The organism is Variovorax pasteuri (genome assembly GCF_051216435.1).
Lineage (GTDB): Bacteria > Pseudomonadota > Gammaproteobacteria > Burkholderiales > Burkholderiaceae_C > Variovorax.
Window position 1 is genome coordinate 774,873 of the sequence record NZ_JBPJZS010000002.1, and the last position, 19,948, is coordinate 794,820.

General features: G+C 69.1%; 19 protein-coding genes. 6 read left to right on the forward strand and 13 right to left on the reverse strand.

Translation table 11 applies throughout. From position 1 onward, the window contains the following. Positions 1 to 22 precede the first annotated feature (22 nt). The 8 genes from ACSFBM_RS10745 to ACSFBM_RS10780 are packed head-to-tail and all read right to left on the reverse strand — an operon-like array spanning position 23 to position 7,956. Complete coding sequence (locus tag ACSFBM_RS10745; RefSeq protein WP_435484315.1) at positions 23 to 820, reverse strand: crotonase/enoyl-CoA hydratase family protein; 798 nt, start codon at positions 818 to 820, stop codon at positions 23 to 25. Positions 821 to 833: 13 nt separating this feature from the next. After that, on the reverse strand, positions 834 to 1,817 hold the full coding sequence (locus ACSFBM_RS10750; RefSeq protein WP_435484316.1) for an acyl-CoA dehydrogenase family protein: 984 nt from the start codon (positions 1,815 to 1,817) through the stop codon (positions 834 to 836). A gap of 20 nt (positions 1,818 to 1,837) precedes the next feature. Next, on the reverse strand, positions 1,838 to 2,995 hold the full coding sequence (locus ACSFBM_RS10755) for an acyl-CoA dehydrogenase family protein (protein ID WP_435484317.1): 1,158 nt from the start codon (positions 2,993 to 2,995) through the stop codon (positions 1,838 to 1,840). Further along, positions 2,992 to 4,239, reverse strand: coding sequence for a CaiB/BaiF CoA transferase family protein (locus ACSFBM_RS10760; protein ID WP_435484318.1), 1,248 nt, complete (start codon positions 4,237 to 4,239; stop codon positions 2,992 to 2,994). Before ACSFBM_RS10760 ends, ACSFBM_RS10755 begins: the two co-directional genes overlap by 4 nt. Positions 4,240 to 4,249: 10 nt before the next feature. After that, a complete protein-coding gene (locus ACSFBM_RS10765) occupies positions 4,250 to 5,230 on the reverse strand; it encodes a Bug family tripartite tricarboxylate transporter substrate binding protein (RefSeq protein ID WP_435484319.1) in 981 nt (326 codons plus the stop codon). A gap of 11 nt (positions 5,231 to 5,241) precedes the next feature. Then, positions 5,242 to 6,237, reverse strand: a complete 996-nt coding sequence (locus ACSFBM_RS10770; RefSeq protein WP_435484320.1) for a Bug family tripartite tricarboxylate transporter substrate binding protein — start codon at positions 6,235 to 6,237, stop codon at positions 5,242 to 5,244. Positions 6,238 to 6,274: 37 nt separating this feature from the next. Further along, on the reverse strand, positions 6,275 to 6,784 hold the full coding sequence (locus tag ACSFBM_RS10775; RefSeq protein ID WP_435484321.1) for a MaoC family dehydratase: 510 nt from the start codon (positions 6,782 to 6,784) through the stop codon (positions 6,275 to 6,277). Further along, the gene (locus ACSFBM_RS10780) at positions 6,781 to 7,956 is read right to left on the reverse strand and encodes a CaiB/BaiF CoA transferase family protein (protein WP_435484322.1); all 1,176 of its coding nucleotides are present in this window, start codon (positions 7,954 to 7,956) and stop codon (positions 6,781 to 6,783) included. Before ACSFBM_RS10780 ends, ACSFBM_RS10775 begins: the two co-directional genes overlap by 4 nt. A gap of 89 nt (positions 7,957 to 8,045) precedes the next feature. On the opposite strand from ACSFBM_RS10780, the gene ACSFBM_RS10785 reads away from it, so the two are divergent. After that, positions 8,046 to 8,939 (forward strand): LysR family transcriptional regulator, encoded by an 894-nt coding sequence (locus ACSFBM_RS10785; RefSeq protein WP_435484323.1) that lies wholly within the window; start codon positions 8,046 to 8,048, stop codon positions 8,937 to 8,939. 156 nt (positions 8,940 to 9,095) lie between these two features. Here the strand turns inward: ACSFBM_RS10785 and ACSFBM_RS10790 are convergent, their stop codons facing one another. Further along, a complete protein-coding gene (locus ACSFBM_RS10790) occupies positions 9,096 to 9,533 on the reverse strand; it encodes a MarR family winged helix-turn-helix transcriptional regulator (RefSeq protein ID WP_435436533.1) in 438 nt (145 codons plus the stop codon). A gap of 70 nt (positions 9,534 to 9,603) precedes the next feature. Here ACSFBM_RS10790 and ACSFBM_RS10795 point away from each other — a divergent pair, with 70 nt between their 5' ends. The 3 genes from ACSFBM_RS10795 (at position 9,604) to ACSFBM_RS10805 (ending at position 12,335) form a co-directional block, all read left to right on the forward strand. Next, positions 9,604 to 10,758 carry an FAD-dependent oxidoreductase gene (locus ACSFBM_RS10795; RefSeq protein WP_435484324.1) on the forward strand — a complete coding sequence of 385 codons (1,155 nt, stop codon included), beginning with the start codon at positions 9,604 to 9,606 and terminating at the stop codon, positions 10,756 to 10,758. 103 nt (positions 10,759 to 10,861) lie between these two features. Further along, on the forward strand, positions 10,862 to 11,440 hold the full coding sequence (locus ACSFBM_RS10800; protein WP_435484325.1) for a PadR family transcriptional regulator: 579 nt from the start codon (positions 10,862 to 10,864) through the stop codon (positions 11,438 to 11,440). 55 nt (positions 11,441 to 11,495) lie between these two features. Then, positions 11,496 to 12,335 carry a siderophore-interacting protein gene (locus ACSFBM_RS10805; RefSeq protein WP_435484326.1) on the forward strand — a complete coding sequence of 280 codons (840 nt, stop codon included), beginning with the start codon at positions 11,496 to 11,498 and terminating at the stop codon, positions 12,333 to 12,335. Between the two features lie 134 nt (positions 12,336 to 12,469). Here ACSFBM_RS10805 and ACSFBM_RS10810 read toward each other — a convergent pair whose 3' ends face one another. From ACSFBM_RS10810 to ACSFBM_RS10825, 4 genes are all read right to left on the reverse strand, one after another. Next, positions 12,470 to 14,002: a DHA2 family efflux MFS transporter permease subunit gene (locus ACSFBM_RS10810; protein WP_435484327.1), complete on the reverse strand. Its 1,533-nt coding sequence runs from the start codon at positions 14,000 to 14,002 to the stop codon at positions 12,470 to 12,472. Next, positions 13,999 to 14,472: a MarR family winged helix-turn-helix transcriptional regulator gene (locus ACSFBM_RS10815; protein ID WP_435436528.1), complete on the reverse strand. Its 474-nt coding sequence runs from the start codon at positions 14,470 to 14,472 to the stop codon at positions 13,999 to 14,001. Before ACSFBM_RS10815 ends, ACSFBM_RS10810 begins: the two co-directional genes overlap by 4 nt. A gap of 66 nt (positions 14,473 to 14,538) precedes the next feature. Next, positions 14,539 to 15,516 carry a magnesium and cobalt transport protein CorA gene (locus tag ACSFBM_RS10820; RefSeq protein ID WP_435484328.1) on the reverse strand — a complete coding sequence of 326 codons (978 nt, stop codon included), beginning with the start codon at positions 15,514 to 15,516 and terminating at the stop codon, positions 14,539 to 14,541. Between the two features lie 49 nt (positions 15,517 to 15,565). Then, positions 15,566 to 16,186 (reverse strand): hypothetical protein, encoded by a 621-nt coding sequence (locus tag ACSFBM_RS10825; protein ID WP_435484329.1) that lies wholly within the window; start codon positions 16,184 to 16,186, stop codon positions 15,566 to 15,568. Positions 16,187 to 16,338: 152 nt separating this feature from the next. Between ACSFBM_RS10825 and mutS the strand changes: the two genes are divergently transcribed. Together mutS and ACSFBM_RS10835 are read left to right on the forward strand one after the other, a co-directional pair. Next, positions 16,339 to 18,996, forward strand: a complete 2,658-nt coding sequence (gene mutS / locus ACSFBM_RS10830) for a DNA mismatch repair protein MutS (RefSeq protein WP_435484330.1) — start codon at positions 16,339 to 16,341, stop codon at positions 18,994 to 18,996. A 28-nt stretch (positions 18,997 to 19,024) separates the two neighbouring features. Continuing rightward, the gene (locus ACSFBM_RS10835; protein WP_435484331.1) at positions 19,025 to 19,864 is read left to right on the forward strand and encodes a proteasome-type protease; all 840 of its coding nucleotides are present in this window, start codon (positions 19,025 to 19,027) and stop codon (positions 19,862 to 19,864) included. Positions 19,865 to 19,948 lie beyond the last annotated feature (84 nt).

A 19,948-nucleotide genomic window follows, 5' to 3' on the forward strand; every position in this document is an offset into this window, starting at 1 on the left:
CGCGCGTGCGGCCGGCGCGCCCTCATTCGTTGCCGAACACCGGCTTGCGCTTTTCCACGAAGGCGCGCACCGCCTCGCGGTGGTCGCCGGTCATGTGCGCGATGGCCTGGTAGCCCGCCGACATCTCGAGCAGCGATTCGAGCGTGCTGCGCTCCCCTTCGCGCAGCAGCCGCTTGGTCATGCGCAGCACGCCGCCCGGGTTGGCGGCGATGCGCGCGGCGAGCTTCAGGCTTTCTTCCATCAGCTGCTCATGCGGCACCACGCGCGACACCAGGCCGCAGGCCAGGGCCTCCTGCGCCGTGAGCAGGTCGCCGGTGAACGCCATTTCCGACGCCTTCGACATGCCCACCACGCGCGGCAGCAGCCACGCGCCGCCGTCGCCCGGCACGATGCCGACCTTGACGAAGCTCTCGGCGAAGGTCGCCTTGTCCGACGCGATGCGGATGTCGCACATGCAGGTCAGGTCCATGCCCGCGCCGATGGCGGCGCCGTTCACCGCGGCGATGACCGGCACGTCGAGGTTGTAGAGCGCCTTGGGCAGGCGCTGGATGCCGTTGCGGTACTCCTCGCGGATGACCTCGGGCGAGAGGCCCTCCCGCTCATAGCGCTGCATGTCCTTCACGTTGCCGCCCGAGCTGAACACGGGGCCGGCGCCGGTGAGCACGACCACGCGGATGCTGCGGTCCAGCGTGACCTGCGCGCAGGCCTGCACGATCTCGTCGACCGCCGTGTTGCCCGTGAGCGCGTTGCGCGTTTCGGGCTGGCTCATGGTCAGCGTGAGGATGGCGCCGTCGCGCTCGGACTTCAGGAAGGTCGTCATGGAGGTTCTCTTTTCAAACAAGGTCGGTGGTGGCGCGCACGAGGTCGAGCGCAAGGCCCTGGCGCTGGTCCACCAGCGCGCGGCCGACCACGTCGTGCCAATAGGACTCGGAGCCGCCGGCCTGGCGCCAGGCGTGCAGGCGGCGCGTGTACAGCTGCAGGTCGAACTCCTCGGTGAAGCCGATGGCGCCGTGGATGGAGTGGCTCAGCGCCACCACTTCGAGCGCGGCCTCGCTGGTGCGCGCCTTGGCGATGGCCACGCGCAGGCGGTCGGTGCTGCAGCCCATCTGCGCGGCCATGCGGGCCGCGAAGGCGTGCTCGGAGATCACGCCCAGCTGGTGCTGGACGGCCTGGAACTTGCCGATGGGCCGGCCGAACTGGTGGCGGTCGTTGGCGTACTGCAGCGTGCGCGTGAAAACGCTCATCAGCGCGCCGGCGAGCTGCGCGGCGAGCACGCAGGCCAGTGGCACGCGCACGTCGGCCACACCCGGCATCGGCAGCGCGGCGGACTGCGCAGGGGCCGGCCACGACAGCGTCGCGTCCAGCGGCGCGACGGCATCGACCTGGGCTGCCGCATCCACCGGCAGCAGCAGGCAGGTCTTGCCCAGCCCCACGAGCACCCAATCGGCCACGCGGCCGAAGCTCACGCGCTCGCACACCAGCGTGCCGTCGCCCTGCAGGCGGCCCTGCGCCAGCGCGATGCTGCCGCCGGGCCGCGCCACGCCCGCCTGCGCCAGCAGCGAGCGCGCCACCATGGTCTCGGCCAGCGGCACGGGCACCACGAAGGCGCCGCACAGCTCGAGCAGCGGAAAGGCCTCGGCCAGCGAGAGGCCCGCGCCGCCTTCGGCCTCGGGCAGCAGCGCATCGGCGAAGCCCGATTCCTCGATGGCCTCCCACAGCGCTTCGGCCGATTGCCCGCCTTCGATGTCGCGCACGGCCTGCAGCGTGCAGCGGTCGGTGAGTACGCCGCGCAGGGCGTCGATGTAGATGTCGTCCATCGTGGGTTGTCCTTGTGGTGTCAACGCAGGCCGAGGCCACGCGCGATCATTCCGCGCAGGATGTCGCGCGTGCCGCCGCGCAGCGAGAACGACGGCGCCACCTGCGTCACGTAGTCGAGCGTGCGCAGCAGTTCGAGCGGAATGTCCTGCCCGTCGCGGGCATACAGGTCGTCGGCAATGGCGGCGGGAATGAGCTGCTCCACGCCGGTGCCCAGGTCCTTGACGAGCGCAGCCTCGACGACGGGGCTGCCTCCCTGCGCCACCTTCTCGGTGACGGCGAGCGACATGGCGCGCAGCGGCGCGAGCTGGCTCAGTATCTTGCCGGCCAGCCGCACCGATGCCGGGGTGCGGCCGGCCTCGGTGCGCACGAAGGCCAGCCACTCGTCGAACAGCACGATGCTGGAGAACAGCCGCTCGGGCCCGCTGCGCTCGAAGGCCAGCTCGGCAGTCACCTGTTCCCAGCCCCTGCCCTCCTCGCCGATGAGCGCGCCGGGTGCGAGCGCCACGTTGTCGAAGAACACCTCGCAGAAATGCGAATCGCCCGACAGGTCGGTGATGGGCCGCACCGTGACGCCCGGCAGGCCCAGGTCGACGATGACCTGCGACAGGCCCTTCTGCCGGTCCTGCGCGTCGCCCGAGGTGCGCACCAGCGCGATCATGTACTGGCAGTGGTGCGCGTTGGTGGTCCATATCTTCTGGCCGTTGAGCGTGAAGCCCTGGTCCGTGCGCACGGCGCGGGTGCGCACGCTGGCCAGGTCGGAGCCGGCATCGGGCTCGCTCATGCCGATGCAGAAGAACGACTCGCCGCGGCAGATCGGCGGCAGGTAGAAGCGCTTCTGCGCCTCGGTGCCGTACTTCAGGATGAGCGGGCCGCTCTGGCGGTCGGCGATCCAGTGCGAGCCGACGGGCGCGCCGAAGTTCAGGAACTCCTCGACCAGCACGTAGCGCGCGAAGGCGCTGCGGCCGCCGCCACCGTATTCCTTGGGCAGCGTGATGCCGAGCCAGCCGCGCTTGCCGAGTTCGCGGCTGAAGGCGCTGTCGTAGCCCGACCACGACTTGGCGCGGATGTGCGCGGGCACGCTGGCCAGCGCGTCGGAAAGAAAGGCCCGTACGGGCGCGCGCAGCGCCTCGTCCTCGGGCGGGATCGCTGTCATGGACAGCGAGGTCAGCGCGCTCATACGACTACTCCTTGTTTCATCAAATCGGCAATCGCCTCCGGCGCCATGCCCATCACGTCGGCCAGCACGTCGCGCGTGTCCTGGCCCAGCAGCGGCGGCGCTCGGCGGTACTGCACCGGCGTCTGCGACATGCGCAGCGGGCTGGCCACCAGCGGAATCTCCCCGGCCACCGGGTGCGTCATGCGGATCTGCGTGCCGCGCGCCTTCACCTGCGGGTCTTCGAACACATCGGCGATGGTGTTGATGGGGCCGCAGGGCACGCCCACCTGCTCGAACAGCGCGATCCACTCGGCGGTGCCGCGCGTGACGGTGAGCTCGCGCATCAGCGCGATCAGCACCGTGCGATGGGCGATGCGGTCGGCATTGGTCCTGAAGCGCGCGTCGCCGGCCCACTCCGCATGCCCGACCGCGCGGCAGAAGTTGCCGAACTGCCCGTCGTTGCCGATGGCCAGGATCATGAAGCCGTCCTGCGTCGGAAAGTCCTGGTACGGCACGGTGTTCGGGTGCGCGTTGCCCATGCGCCTGGGGGAGCCGCCATACAGGTGGTTCATGCCCTGGTTGGCAAGGCAGGCGACCTGCACGTCGAGCAGCGCCAGGTCGATGTGCTGCCCCACGCCCGTGAGGTCGCGCGACTGCAGCGCGGCCAGGATGGCGGTGCTCGCATAGAGCCCCGTGAGGATGTCGGTGAGCGCCACGCCCACTTTCATCGGGCCCGCGCCCTCTTCCCCGTCGGCGCGTCCGGTGATGCTCATGAGCCCGCCCATGCCCTGCATGAGGAAGTCGTAGCCCGCGCGCTCCGCATACGGGCCCGTGTGGCCGAAGCCGGTGATCGAGCAATACACCAGCCGCGGGTTGACGGCATGCAGCGACGCGTGGTCGAGCCCGTACTGCGCGAGGCTGCCCACCTTGAAGTTCTCGATGACCACGTCGCAGCGCTTGGCCATCTCGCGCACCAGCGCCTGGCCCGCCGCGGTGGTGAAGTCGATGGCGACCGACTTCTTGTTGCGGTTGGCGCAGAGGTAGTAGGCCGAGTCGCGTGTGTCTTCGCCCTCGCGGTCTTTCAGGAAGGGTGGGCCCCACAGGCGCGTGTCGTCGCCGCGCCCGGGGCGCTCGATCTTGATGACCTCCGCGCCCAGGTCGCCCAGCGTCTGGCTGGCCCAGGGCCCGGCCAGCACGCGCGACAGGTCGAGCACGCGGATGTGCGACAGCGCGCCTGCCGAAGCCTGTGCGGGCGGGTTGTTCATGGCGGTTGCCCTACTGCTGCTCGACATTGGCCTTGACCGCGATGCGCTTCCACAGCTGGATTTCCGCGCCCTGGAAAGCGCGCATTTCCTCGGGCCCGCCGCGCATCACCTCGGCGCCGATGCGTTCGTAGAACTCGCGGGTCTCGGGCATGGTTTCGATCTTCGTGAGCAAGGCTGCCAGCTTGTCGGTCTCGGCCTTGGGCGTCTTCGAAGAAACCATCGCACCGACCCAGGTGTAGGCCGCGAAGCCCGGCAGCCCGGCCTCGCCGGCCGTGGGCACCGAAGGCAACGCGGGAATGCGCTTGTCGGCCGCCACGGCCAGCGCATGCACCTTGCCCGACCTGGCCAGCTCCTGCACGCTGGTGATCTCGGCGAAGGCCATGTTCACCGTGCCCGACACCACCGCGATGACCGCCTCGCCCGCGCCCTTGAAGGGCACATGGGCGGTGTGCACCTTGGCCGCTTCGTTGAAGAGCTCGGACATCAGCTGGTAGCCGGCCGAACCCGCGCCGTAGTTCAGCACGCCGGGCTTGGCCTTGGCGCCCGCGATCAGCTCGGCCAGCGTCTTGTATTCGGAGTTGCCGGGCACCACCACGAGCGCGGGCGAACGCATCATCATGGTGAGCGGCGCCAGGTCGGCCACCGGGTCGTAGGGCAGCGACTTGAACAGCGCCACGTTCACCGCCAGCGTGGAGTTGCTGCCGACGAACACGGTGTAGCCGTCGGCCGGCGCCGAGAGCACCGCCTTCACCGCGATGAAGCCGTTGGCGCCGGGCTTGTTCTCGACCACCACCGGCTGGCCGGTGAGTTCGGTGAGCTTGCGGCTGAAGTAGCGCGCCGAGGTGTCGGTGCCGCTGCCGGGCGGGAAGGGCACGACGAACTTGATCGGCTTCGACGGAAAGTCCGCAGCCGTCTGCGCCGCTGCGGGGCCCGCGCCGAACACGGCCGCCAGCGCCAGCAAGGGGGCGATGAGCTTGGAAGTAAAGGTCATGTGCATCGCCTTCAATCGAGCGTCACGCCCGTGGCCTTCACCACGCCGGCCCAGCGGGCCAGCTCCTTCTTCACGTAGGCGCCGTACTCCTGCGGCGTGGAGCCCAGCGGCTCGGCGCCCTGCAGCGCCAGGCGATCGCGCACGTCGGGCGACTTCAGCGCCTTGACGATCTCCGCGTTGAGCTTGTCGACCACGGCCGGCGGCGTGCCCGCGGGCACCATCACGCCCTGCCACGCCCCCACCTCGAAACCGGGCATGCCCGACTCGGCCAGCGTGGGCACGTCGGGGAACAGGGTCATGCGCCTGGCCGTGGTCACGGCCAGCATCTTCATGCGCTTGTCGCGCACGAAGCTCATCACCGAGTTGACGGTGTCGGTCATGAACTGGATCTGCCCGCCCACCAGGTCGACGTCGGCCGGCGCGCTGCCCTTGTAGGGCACGTGCGTGGCCTCCAGGCCGTTGGCCTGCACGAACTGGAAGGCGCCCAGGTGCGTGACGTTGCCGTTGCCCGCCGAGCCGTACGAGAGCTTGCCCGGATGCGCCTTGGCGTAGGCCACGAACTCCTTGACGGTTTTGGCCGGAATGGACGGATGCACGACGAGCGCGAGCGGCACCACGGCCACCAGCGCCACGGGCGCGAAGTCTTTCTGCACGTCGTACGACACGCTCTTGTAGAGCGCCGGGCTCAGCGTGATCGACGAGGTGTTGTAGAGGATGGTGTAGCCGTCGGCCGGGGCCTTGGCCACCAGCTGCGCGCCGATGTTGCCGTTGGCGCCGCCGCGGTTGTCCACCAGCACGGTCTGCCCCATCTGCTCGCCGAGCTTCTGCGCGAGCACGCGCGCGACCAGGTCGGTCGGCCCGCCCGGCGGGAACGGCACGATCATGGTGATGGGCTTGGCCGGGTAGGCGGCGCCCTGCGCGAAGGCGCCCGGGGCGGCCAGGCCGAGCAGCGCGGCGGCCGTGGCGAGCGCCAGCGAGCGGCGCGCGAGGAAGCGGGATGCATGCATGTCTTTTGTCTCCGTTGTGGTTGCTTGTCGTTCGAAATCAGTGCGCGCCACTTGCGACATCCACGCGGCCCGCGAGCAGGCGCCGCGCGTCGTAGTGCATGACGCAGCGGCCGTGCTGGTTGAAGACCTCGATGCGCGAATCGACGATGGCGCGGCCACCCTTCGACGTCGGGCGGATGCCGGTCACTTCGACGACGGCCTCGATGCTGTCGCCCACGAGCACGGGCGCATGGATCTTCTGCACCAGCTCCAGCATCGCCAGGCCGGTGCCCTGGATCATGGTCTGCAGGATGAAGCCCTCGATCAGCGTGTAGGTGAGCGCGGCCGGCACCGGTCGACCGGCGATGGCGCTGCCTTCGTACGCGGCATCGATGAAGATCGCCTCCAGCATGCCGGTCACGCCGATGAAGTTGACGAGGTCGGTTTCGGTCACGGTGCGGCGGAAGGTGCGCAGGCGCTGGCCGACCGCGAGGTCCTGCCAGACGAAGCCCTGGCCCAGGCGGGGCAGCGCGCGGTGTTCGGTTGAGAACTGGGGCAAGTCGGTCATCGCGGGGTCTCCATGAGGCTGTCGATCTGTGCGCCGGACCAGCCGGCCGCGGCAAGGCTTTCGCGGGTGTGCTCGCCCAGGCGCGGCGGCATGCGCACGGGGGGCCTCACGCCGTCGAACTTCACGGGTACGCCGGGGAAGCGCATCGCGCCCATGCGGGGGTCTTCGAGTTCGGTGAAGAAGCCGGTCGCCACCAGGTGCGGGTCGTCGGGCAGGTCGTCGAGCCGGCTGATGGGGGCGGCCGGAATCTCCAGCCGCTCGCAGGTGGCGAGCCAGTGCGCGGTGGTGCCGCTCGCCACGAAGCGCCCGGCCAGTTCGAGCAGTTCGCCGATGTGCCGCGTGCGCGCCGCCATGTCGGCGAAGCGCCGGTCGCCCGCCATGGCGGGCTCGCCCACTTCGGTGAAGAAGCGCTGCCAGTGCTGGGAGGTGTACGGCATCATGCAGATGTGCCCGTCGGCCGTGCACCACGGACGCCGCCACGGCGTGAGCACGCGCGGGTAGCCGGCCGGCGCGAGCGGCGGCTCGAAGTGCCGCCCGTACATGTGCTCCACGAGGTTGAAGGCCACCATGGTCTCGAACATCGGTATCTCCACGAAGCAGCCGCGCCCCGTGCGTTCGCGCTGGAACAGGGCCGCGAGGATGGCCTGCGCACCGACCAGCGCGCAGGTCTTGTCGGCCGCGATGGTGGGCAGGTAGCGCGCCTCGCCGCCTTGCTGTTCCATGAGCGCGGACAGGCCCGACATGCCCTGGATCACGTCGTCGTAGGCCGGCCGCCCCGCGTAAGGCCCACCCTGCGCAAAACCGTGCAGGCCGGCATACACCAGCCGCGGAAAGCGCGCCGTGAGCGTCTCGGGGGCGATGCCCAGCGCCGCCAGCTTCTGCGGGCGCATGCTGTGCATGAACACGTCGGCATCGGCCAGCAGCGCCATCAGCGCATCGCGTGCCGCGGGGCGCTTGAGGTCGAGCACCACGCTCTTCTTGCTGTGGTTGCTGCCGAGGAACACGGCCGACATGCCGGCCTCCGTGGCAGGGCCGGTGTGGCGCGTGGAGTCGCCCTCGGGCGGCTCGATCTTGATCACCTCGGCACCGTAGTCGGCGAGCGTCTGGCTCGCCAACGGCCCGAACACCACGCTCGAAAGGTCGAGCACCTTCACGCCCTGCAAGGGAAGCATCGTCTGTTTGTCTCCTGGCGCCCATTCTGGGAAGCGCAGGCAATGCCGTCCAATATCAAATTCCCGCTCTGTGATACCTTTTGGAGATCATGGACACACGCCAGCTTCGCCACTTTCTCGCCCTGGCCGAAACGCTCAACTTCCACCGCGCGGCCGAACGGCTGCACATGGCGCAGCCGCCGCTGTCGGCCTCCATACGGCGGCTCGAAGAACAGGTGGGCGTGCCGCTGTTCGTGCGTAACCGGCGCGGCACCGAGCTCACGCCGGCCGGCGCGGCCGCGCTGGAAAACGCGCGGCGCGCAGTGTTCCACACCGAGCAGTTCGCGCTGGCTGCGCAGGCCGCCTCGCGCGGCGAGGCCGGCACGCTGCGCGTGGGCTTCGTCGGCTCGGCCACCTATGCGCTGATGCCGCGCGTGCTGCCGAGCTTCAGGGCGCGCTATCCGGGCGTGCACCTGCAGTTGGCCGAATCGACCACCGCGCGCATCGTCGAGATGGTGGAAAGCGGCGACGTCGACGTGGGGCTGGTGCGTTTTCCCATCGGGCGGGCGTGCAAGGCGCGCATCTTCCCCGTCGAGCGCGACGTGTTCATGGCGGCGCTGTCGGTGGACCACCCGCTGGCGCGGCGCCGGCGGCTCACGCTGGCCGACCTGGCGCAGGAAACCTTCGTGATGTACGGCGCCATGGAAGTGCCGGGCCTGCATGCCGCGGCCTTGCTGGCCTGCCAGCAGGCGGACTTCATTCCCAACGTGCAGCAGGAGGCGGTGCAGGTGCAGACGCTCATTAGCCTGGTGGAAAGCGGCCTGGGCGTGGCGCTGGTGCCCTCGGTCGCGGCGCGGCATGTGGCGCGCAACATCGTCTTCAAGAAGCTCGCCGGGCCGGGCGCGCAGACGGCCATCGGCATTGCGCTGGCGTTGCCGCCCGGAGGCCAGACCTCGGCGGCGCAGCGCTTTCAGGAGAGCGTGCTGGAGCAGCCGCCCGCGTGAAAGCGTAGCGGGTGCGTGGGCGCCCGGTGGCGCTCAGGAGCGCACCGGCCAGGTCACCCAGGCCCTTGGCGGTGAGCAGTTCACCGATGGTGGCCTGTGGCTGCGGCGGCAGGGTGTTGGCCTTGGTCGGGTTGGCGCGGTAGCAAGGCTGCGCGGCTATGCGCTCATGCGCTCGACGTTTGCGTCGAGCCGCTGCAGCAACGCCGTCAGCTGTTCGATCTCCGCCTGAGAGAAACCCGCCAGCGCGTCTTGCGTGTGCGCATCCATCAGCGCCTTGGCCTTCGGCAGGCGCCGGGCGGCCAGCGGGGTGAGCGAGATGAGGCGGCTGCGGCCGTCCTGCGGATCGGGCACGCGCTCGACCAGGCCGTCGCGCTCCATGCGAGCGAGCAGCTGCGCCATGCTGGGCTGCTCGACCTGCGCGATGCGCGCCAGCTCGGCCTGCGACAGCGCCTTGCGCTGCTTGAGCGACACCAGCACCGGCAGCTGCCCCACCGCGAAGCCGAACTCGCGCAGGCCGCCGTCGGCCAGGCGCGTGAAACCGCGCGTCACGCGGCCGATGAGCTTCAGGGGGTTGGGGGCGTGGGTGTCGGTCATGTGCGGCATTTTATCTTCATAGCCTCCTATGCTAATATGAATAGGAACCTATCCTTATCGAGGAATCCGAATGCCTGCCTCCCCACGCATCGCCATCGTCGGCGCCGGTCCCGGCGGACTCACGCTGGCGCGCATCCTTCATCTGTCCGGCATCCATGCCACCGTCTTCGAGCGCGAAGACGGCCCGCTTGCGCGGCCCCAGGGCGGCACGCTCGACCTGCACGAAGACTCGGGCCTGCTGGCCCTGCAACGCGCCGGGCTCGACCGCGAGTTCATGCGCATCGCGCGCTACGACGACCAGGGATCGCGGTTGCTCGACAAGTCGGGCCGCGTGCTGTTCGAAGCGCCCAACGCCTCGGCCGGCAACCGCCCCGAGGTCGACCGCACGGCGCTGCGCGACATGCTGCTGGCCTCGCTGCCGGCCGGCTGCGTGCAATGGGGCTGCACGCTGCGCGACGCACGGCTGCAGGACGGCGGACGCTGGAACCTGCTGCTCACCCACGGTGAGGCGGGCCCGTTCGACATGGTCGTCGGCGCGGACGGCGCCTGGTCGCGCCTGCGGCCGCTGCTGTCGCCGTACAAGCCGCAGTACAGCGGGCTGACCTTCATCGAGTTCGGCATCGACGACGTCGACCGCAGCCATCCGGCGCTCGCGCGGCTGGTGGGCCGCGGCAAGCTCGATGTGCAGGGCGACGGCAAGATGCTCATTGCGCAGCGCAACGGCCATGCGCACATCCGCGGCTACGCGATCTTCCGAGTGCCGGCGGACTGGGCCGCGAAACGCTTCGACTTCGCCTCGCCCGCCGCAGTGCGCAACGCCCTGCTCGCGGAGTTCGCGGGCTATGCCGATGCCGTCACCGACCTCTTTCGCGCCAGCAACGACCAGTTCGTGGCGCGGCCCATCCACGCGCTGCCGGTCGGCCATTGCTGGACGCACCGGCGCGGCTTGACGCTGCTCGGCGACGCGGCGCACCTGATGTCGCCCTTCGGCGGCGAAGGCGTGAACGCCGCAATGCGCGATGCGGCCGAACTGGCCACGCTGCTTGCCGCGAAGAACGACTGGGCCGCAGCGGTGGCCACTTACGAAATGCAGATGTTCGAACGCGTGGAAGAAGCCGCGGAAGGCTCCGCCGAGGCCGCCGCCGTGCAGTTGTCGCACATCGGCGAGGCATTGACGCTGGAGCACATGCACGCGCACAACACCCACAGGGCCGGGGCCGTCTGAAGGCCCTGCTTCCGGGCACCCGGGTCGTCTTTCATGTATCGATTTGACTTTATTTTAGATATATCTAAAATAATTCCGATACACATCAAGAAGGATACCCACCATGAGACATTTCCACCTCGACCATCACCACTGCCGCACCGCCCGCGGCGAACATGAAGACGGCCTTTCCGGCGGCCGCGGACACCGTGGCGGACGCGGCGGCGGTGGCGGCGGACGCGTGTTCGGCCACGGCGGCCTGCGCTTCGTGCTGCTGCAGCTCATCGCCGACAAGCCAGCCCACGGCTACGAGCTGATCAAGGCCATCGAAGACCGCCTTGGCGGCAGCTACGCGCCGAGCCCCGGCGTGGTCTACCCCACCCTCACGCTGCTCGAGGAAATGGGCTACCTCAGCGTGGAAACCGCCGACAACGGCGGGCGCAAGCGCTACAGCATCACCGACAGCGGCCAGGAATTCCTGGTGGCCAACCGCGAGACGGCCGACGCCATGATGTCCCGCATGAGCGGCGGCGTCGACGGCGCCGGCCCGCGCGGCGGACGCCCGCCGCAGGTCACGCGCGCCATCGAGAACCTCAAGCTCGCGATGCGCATGCGCCTGTCGGGCACGCCGCTGACCGAGCAGCAGGCACACGACTTCGCGGCCGTGCTCGACAGCGCGGCGCAGCAGATCGAAAAGATCTGAGCGCCCGCTCTCCCACCCCCATCTCAACCCGCCCTGCTCACCCAGGACCTCTGCAATGACTGACCTCAGTACCTCATCTGCTCCCACCGCCCCCGACCGCACACCGCGCCGGGTGCGCCACGACCTGCGCTTTCGCCAGCTCACGGTGAAGACCGCCGAGCGCGTGACGCCGCACCTGATCCGCATCACGCTCACGGGCGACGACCTCGCGGGTTTCAGCAGCCCCGGCTTCGACGACCACGCGAAGATCTTCTTTCCCGACGCCGCCACCGGCAAGCTCACGCTGCCGACCGCCGGCCCCGACGGCCCGGTGTGGCCCGCGAGCGGCCGCCCGACCATGCGCGACTACACGCCGCGCCGCCACGACGCGCACGCCGGCACGCTGGAGATCGACTTCGCGCTGCACGACGCCGGCCCCGCCACGCAATGGGCTGAGCAGGCCAGGCCCGGCGACGTCCTCGGCGTGGGCGGCCCGCGCGGCTCGTTCATCGTGCCGACCGCCTTCGACTGGCACCTGCTGATCGGCGACGACACCGCCCTGCCCGCCATCTCGCGCCGACTGGCCGAACTGCCCGCCGGTGCGCGCGCGGTGGTGCTGGCGGAGGTCGACAGCGAGGCCGACGAGCTTGCGTTCGATACGCAGGCCGAGCTCACGCTGCAATGGGTGCACCGCCGAGGCGCAGAGCCGGGCACGAGCCCCGTGCTGGTCGATGCGCTGAAGGCGGCGACGCTGCCGGCCGGCGACTTCCATGCGTGGGTGGGTTGCGAGTCGGCCATCGCCAAGGCGCTGCGCGCGCACCTGGTGGGAGAGCGCGGCGCGAACCCGAAGTGGACGCGGGCCTCGGGTTACTGGCGCAAGGGTGCGGCGGCCACGCACGATTCGCACGACGAGTAATTCGGTCTTGCTCCTTCCCCCTCTGGGGGAAGGCCGGGATGGGGGCAGGCGGCGTTCGATAAGCAGCTGATGGCGCATAGGCCGTCGTGCCCCCACCCCTACCCTCCCCCAGCGGGGGAGGGAGACATGCAAACTCAGTGCGGCACTTCCGCCGGCCCCGACGCCGCCGCATTCCGCCGCGGGCTCTTGATAAGCAGCAGCAGCGGAATCGCCAGCACCGTGATCACCATCATGATCCCGAAGTCGTCCAAGTAGCCGATGAGCGCGCCCTGCCGCGTCACCTCCGCGTTGATCAGCGCCAGCCCCGTCATCGTGTCGGGCGACATCATCTGCGGCAGCGTCGCCAGCGCCGGGTTGCCCGGCGCCACGGTCGCGGCAATCTGCGCGTGCGCCTTGCTCGAGCCTTCGGTCAGCAGCGCCTGCACGATCGAGATGCCCACGCTGCTGCCGATGTTGCGCAGCAGGCTGAAGATGGGCGTGCCCTGGTTGCGCAGGCGCGGCGCCAGCGTGGCGAAGGTGGCGGTCGACAGCGGCACGAAGGTGAAGCCGATGCCCAGGCCCTGGATGAAACCCGAGACGACGATCAGCGAGCTGTCCATCTGCAGCGTGAGCCGCGTCATCTGGTAGAGCGAGAACGCCGTGAGCCCGAAGCCCACCGCCATGATCGCGCGCACGTCGATGCGCTGCACCAGCCGCCCCACGATGATCATTGCGATCATCGTGCCCACGCCCCGCGGCGCGGTCACCTCCCCGGTGTAGATCACCGGATAGCCCATCAGCCCCTGCAGGAAGTTGGGCAGCAGCGCCATGGTCGCGAACAGGATCATGCCGACGATGAACGCGAACAGCAGGCCGGTGACGAAGTTGCGGTCTTTCAGCAGGTCGCGGTCGAAGAACGACACGCCCTGCACCGTCCAGGTGTGGACCACGAAGAAGCCGAAGGCCACCAGCGCCGCGGCGGCCTCGAGCTTGATTTCCCACGAGTCGAACCAGTCGAGCTGCTCGCCGCGGTCCAGAAAGAGCTGCAGCATGCCGATGGCCAGGCTCAGCGTGACGAAGCCGAAGATGTCGAGCTTCTCGCCCTGCGGCCGGCTCTCGGGCAGATAGCGCGCAATGCCCCAGAACGCGAAGATGCCCACCGGCAGGTTGATGAAGAACACCCAGCGCCAGTCGAAGTTCTCGGTGAGCCAGCCGCCCAGCAGCGGCCCGAGGATGGGCCCGACCATGATGCCCGCGCCCCAGATGGCCATGGCCTGGCCCACCTTCTCGCGCGGGTTGATGTCCAGCAGCACCGCCTGCGACAGCGGCACCAGCGCCGCGCCGAACACGCCCTGCAGCAGGCGCGCGGCCACGATGCCGACCAGCGAAGTCGCCAGCCCGCACAGCGCCGAGGCCACCGTGAAGCCGATGACCGAGATGATGAACACGCGCCGCCGGCCCCAGTGGCCGCACAGCCACCCCGTGAGCGGCAGCGCGATGGCCGAGGCCACGATGTACGAGGTGAGCACCCAGGTGATCTGGTCCTGCGAGGCCTGCAGGCTGCCCTGCATGTGCGGCAGCGCGACGTTGGCGATGGTGGTGTCCAGCGCCTGCATGATGGTCGCCAGCATGATCGAGATGGTGATCATGCCCTTGTGCGGCACGGTGGTTCCGGGGGCGACGCTCATGGCTTCTGAGCTCCCCCGGTGATGTCCACGAGGCTGCCCTGCACCCGGCTCAGCAGGCTCAGCAACTGCAGCCGTTCGGCCTGCGTCAGCACCGACATCACACGGGCATTGAGCCCGTCGCTGATGCTCAGCGCGGCGTCGAGCGCCTTCTCGGCGCTGGGCTCCAGGTGGATCTTGTTGACGCGGCGGTCGGTGGCACTGGGCTCCCGGCGGATCCAGCCGGCCGCGGCCATGCGGTCGCACAGCCCGGCCACCGCCATGGGCGTGAGGTCGAGCCGCTGCGCCAGTTCGGCCTGCGACAACGGCTCGACCTCGTCCGGGTCGCCGTGCATGGCCAGCGCGCCCAGCAGGCGGCACTGCGCGCTGGTGAGGCCGATGCGCTCGCGCGCCAGGCGGTCGAACTCTTCGATGTAGAGCTTGCCGACGCTCTTGACGAGAAAGCCGAAACGCTGGGTGAAGTCCCTTTTCATAAGGGACTGGATTATCTACATGTTTATTAGTTTGGCATTAGCAACGGGCCGGCGATGTGGCCGTTGTCAAAGCCAGCCGGCGCGCCTGAACCGGTAATAGAGATAGCCGCAGGTGGCGACGATCAGGCCCAGCGCCACCGGGTAGCCGTAGTGGAGTTTCAGCTCCGGCATGTTCTCGAAGTTCATGCCCCAGATGCCGGCGAACGCGGTGCACACCGCGAAGATGCTGGCCCAGGCCGCGAGCCGCTTGGTGACCTCGCTCTCCTCGATGGTCACCATCGACAGGTTCACCTGGATCGCCGTGCCGATGGTGTCGCGCATCGCGTCGATGGAGCCGTTGATGCGCCCCAGGTGATCGCCCACGTCGCGAAAGTATTCCTGCGAGCTCATGCAGATCTGGGGCACCCGCCCGCCGTGCATCTTGCCGGCCGCCTCCAGCAGCGGCGCCACCGCGCGCTTCAGGATCATGCTGCGCCGCTTCAGGTCGTACAGCTGCTTGATCTTGTCGCGCGCCACGCCGCCCTGGCCGAAGATCTGCTGCTCGATGGCTTCCAGCTCCACCTCGAGCGCGTCGATCACCGGAAAGTAGCGGTCGACCACCGCGTCCATCAGCGCATACAGCACGAAGCCCGCGCCGTTGCGCAGCAGGTCGGGCTCGCGCTCGCATCGCTCGCGCACGCCCAGGAAGCCTTGCTTGCTGCGGTTGCGCACCGACAGCACGTAGTTCGCGCCGACGAACACGTCGACCTCACCCACGTTGGTGCAGTGCTCGCCCTCGGCAGAAGGCTCCACCAGGTGCATGACCACGAAGAGCGAGTCGCCGTATTCCTCCACCTTCGGGCGCTGGTGGCCGTGGTGGGCGTCCTCGACCGCCAGCGGATGCAGGTTGAATTCCTTCTGCATCTCTTCCAGTTCTTCGTCGGAGGCGTCGCTCAGCGCCACCCACACGAAGCAACCCGGCCGGCTGATGTAGTCGCTGATGTCCTCGACCGAAATGTCGGCGAGCTTGGCGCCGTTTTCATAGGCCACGCAGTTGATCAGCATGGGGGCTCCGAAAAATTCACAGGGGTTGGGGAAATGCCTGCAGGCGGGGTCAGCTCGCCGCGTCGGCGCTCGACCTGGCTGCCAGCGCGCCGGTGTCCGACAGCGCCGCCTCTATGGCCTGCGTCTCGCTCCGGAGCAGGGCCAGGCCCTTGTCGGCCAGCGCGGCGTGGCTTGCCGTGTCGGCCCACAGGCTGGTCGCGGCTTCGAAGCAGGTGAGCGACGTGAAGCGGATGCGGCCCTGCGCCAGGTCCATGAAGCGCTTCTCGCGCAGGGGGTCGGCCCGGTCCCAGGCACCGCCGATGATCACGCGACGGCCCCGCTTCACGCGCGGCTCGAGCTCGGCGAAGAAAGGCAGCTTGGCGGACGCCCAGCCCTGCATGCCGGCGTTCGACGCGGTGTCGAAGGCGGAGGGTGCGGCGTTGGCCTTCGCAAAGTCGCGCAAGGCGCCGAGCTGGTAGCGCACCGGCTGGTGTGCCCCGACCGCGCCGCCTTCCACGGGCCGGATCACGCTGGCGCTGTTGCCCGCGCGCCCGTCGGGCCGCTTCGACTTGCGCAGGTCCGCGAGCTGGGCTGGCGGCATGCACAGGTACAGCGCGGCAAGTTCGGCGGAGACGGTGGCGCTGTCTGGCAGCGCGGTGGCGACCGCTTCAGGGCCTTTGGATTCGTTCATCTGGGCCATGGGCGCCTTGTTCTTCACGCGGGGGTTGCGCCGACGGATTTTAGAGCGGTGGATGCGCGTCGACAGGCCCGGTCGAAATGACCGGCGGGCTCGGCAAGACGGTCATCGGCCGAGCCGCCCGACCGTCCCCGATAATCGCCCGAGTGAAAACGACGACTGCCCAACCCTCCCCCACGACCAGCGACTTTTCCGGGCACACGCCCATGATGGCGCAGTACCTGGGCCTCAAGGCCGACCACCCGGACACCCTGCTGTTCTACCGGATGGGCGACTTCTACGAGCTGTTCTGGGCCGACGCCGAAAAGGCCGCGCGCCTGCTCGACATCACACTCACCCAGCGCGGCCAGTCGGCCGGCCAGCCGGTCGTGATGTGCGGCGTGCCCTTCCATGCGGTCGACACCTACCTCGCGCGGCTCATCAAGCTGGGCGAATCGGTCGCCATCTGCGAGCAGGTGGGCGAAGTCGGCGCGAGCAAGGGGCCGGTCGAGCGCAAGGTGATGCGGGTGGTCACGCCCGGCACGCTGACCGACTCCGAACTGCTCAGCGACAAGAGCGAATCGTTGCTGCTCGCGGTGCACGCCGGCACGCGCAATTTCTGCGGGCTGGCCTGGCTCAGCGTGACGGGCGCCGAACTGCGGCTGGCCGAGTGCCCGGCCGATGCGCTCGAAACCTGGATCGCGCGCATCGCCCCCAGCGAGCTGCTCTACAGCGCCGAGGTCACCCCCGCCTTCGAGCAGCGCCTGAAGGCCGCGCGCAGCGCCACGCCCTTCACGCTGTCGATCCGCCCGGCGTGGCAGTTCGACGGCGGCCTGGGCGAACGCAAGCTCAGCGAGCAAATGGGCAGCAACAGCCTGGCCGCCTGGAATGCCGAATCGCTCACCAATGCGCATGCCGCGGCCGCCGCGCTGCTGGGCTATGCCGAGCACACGCAGGGCCGCGCGCTGTCGCACGTGCAGCGCCTGTCGGTGGAGCGCGACGGCGACCTGATCGAGCTGCCGCCCACCACGCGGCGCAACCTCGAACTGGTGCAGACGCTGCGCGGCGAAGACTCGCCCACCATGTTCTCGCTGCTCGACACCTGCATGACGGGCATGGGCAGCCGCCTCGTGAAGCGCTGGCTGCTGTCGCCGCGCCGCGATCGCAGCGAGGCGCAGGCCCGGCTCGAAGCCATCGGCGCGCTGCAGTCCACGGTGCTGAACGGCACGGCCGCACCCTGGCGAACGCTGCGCGAGCAACTGAAGAACACCAGCGATGTGGAACGCATCGCGGCGCGCATCGCGCTGCGGCAGGTGCGCCCGCGCGAACTGCTGGCGCTGCGCCTGGCGCTGGCCAAGGCCGAGCAGCTGGCGCCGATCCTTCCCGCGTCCGCCCCGCTGCTCGCCCGCATCGCCGAACGGCTGGCACCGCCGCCGGGCTGCGCCGACCTGCTGGTGAGTGCCATCAAGCCCGACCCGTCGGCGCTGGTGCGCGACGGCGGCGTGATCGCCACCGGCCACGACGCCGAGCTCGACGAACTGCGCGCCATCAGCGACAACTGCGACGACTTCTTGCTGAAGCTCGAAGTGAGCGAGCGCGAGCGCACCGGCATCAGCAACCTGCGGGTGCAGTTCAACCGGGTGCACGGCTTCTACATCGAGGTCACGCAAAGCGCGCTGTCGAAGGTGCCCGACAACTACCGCCGCCGCCAGACGCTGAAGAACGCCGAGCGGTTCATCACGCCCGAGCTGAAAGCCTTCGAGGACAAGGCCCTGAGCGCGCAGGACCGTGCGCTGGCCCGCGAGAAGTGGCTCTACGAACAGCTGCTCGACGCGCTGCAGCCCTCGGTGCCCGCGCTCACGCAACTGGCCGCGGGCATCGCCTCGCTCGACGCGCTGTGCGCGCTGGCCGAGCGCTCGCACACGCTGCACTGGCGCGCGCCGGTCTTCGTGTCGCACCCCTGCATCGAGATCCAGCAGGGCCGCCATCCGGTGGTGGAAGCCCGGCTGGCCGAAAAGTCGTCGGGCGGCTTCATCGCCAACGACACGCAACTGGGCCCGCAGCAACGCATGCAGGTCATCACCGGCCCCAACATGGGCGGTAAATCGACCTACATGCGGCAGGTGGCGATCATCGTGCTGCTGGCCTCCATCGGCTCGCACGTGCCGGCGGCGTCCTGCCGGCTGGGGCCCATCGACGCCATTCACACCCGCATCGGCGCGGCGGACGACCTGGCCAATGCGCAGTCGACCTTCATGCTCGAGATGACCGAGGCCGCGCAGATATTGCACAGCGCCACGGCGCAGTCGCTGGTGCTGATGGACGAAATCGGCCGCGGCACCAGCACTTTCGACGGCCTGGCGCTGGCCGCGGGCATCGCGGCGCAGCTGCACGACCGCAGCAAGGCCTTCACGCTGTTCGCCACCCACTACTTCGAGCTGACCGAGTTCCCGGCCACGCACCACGGTGCGGTGAACATGCACGTGAGCGCCACCGAAGCAGGCCGCGACATCGTGTTTCTGCACGAAATGCAGCCCGGCCCGGCCAGCAAGAGCTACGGGATCCAGGTGGCGCGGCTCGCGGGCATGCCCGCGGCGGTGGTCAACCACGCCCGGCAGGCGCTGGAAGCCCTCGAATCGCAGCATGCACAAACGCGTGCACAGGTCGACCTGTTCGCACCGCCCCCGGTGGCCGAGACGCCCCTGGCCAGCGCCGTAGAATCCGCCCTGGCTGCGCTAGACCCCGACACCATGAGCCCGCGCGAGGCACTCGACGCCTTGTACGCCCTTCAAAAATTGAACCAACGCGAACAGGATGCCGCCTGACCGGGCACTGTTCATGCGAGACGAACTCATGACTTATTGCGTAGGCATCAAACTCAACGCCGGCCTGGTGTTCCTGTCCGACTCGCGCACCAATGCGGGCGTGGACCACATCAGCACCTTCCGCAAGATGATCGTCTACGAACAGCCGGGCGACCGCGTGATGGTGCTGCTGTCCTCGGGCAACCTCAGCATTTCGCAGTCGGTGCGCGAGATCCTGCAGATCGAAGAGCTGCGCGAAACCCGCGAAGACGGCACGCCGGGCGAGCCCATCACCATCTGGAACGCCAAGAGCATGTTCGACGCCGCCCGCGTGCTGGGCTCGGCGGTGCGCCATGTGTACGACCGCGACGCCGAGGCGCTCAAGCATGCGGGGCTCGACTTCAACGTGTCCTTCATCTTCGGCGGACAGGTCAAGGGCGAGGGCATGCGCCTGTTCCTGGTCTACGCGGCCGGCAACTTCATCGAAGCCACCACCGAAACGCCCTACTTCCAGGTCGGCGAATCGAAGTACGGCAAGCCCGTGCTCGACCGCGTGCTCACCCCCGACACCCCGCTGGACGAGGCCGCCAAGTGCGCGCTGGTGTCGATGGACTCGACCATGAAGTCGAACCTGTCGGTCGGCCTGCCGCTGGACCTGGTGGTGTACGAGGCCAACAAGCTCGAGACCGACCGGGTGATCTGCATCGACGCCGACAACCCCTACTACCGCATGATGCACAACAGCTGGGGCCAGAAGCTGCGCGAGGTGTTCGACAGCATCGAGGATCCGGTGTGGGACGACAGCCATACCGAGCATCCGCTGAAGATGCCCGCGGCCCGCCACAGCGCGCTGCGGAAAATCTCGACCCCCGACGAAAAGCTCATCTGAAAAATGGTGCCCCCCGGCTTGCCACTTCGTGTGCTTCGCCACCCCCCGAGGGGGAGGCTCGGCCGCCTTGGGGCGGCCCGGCGG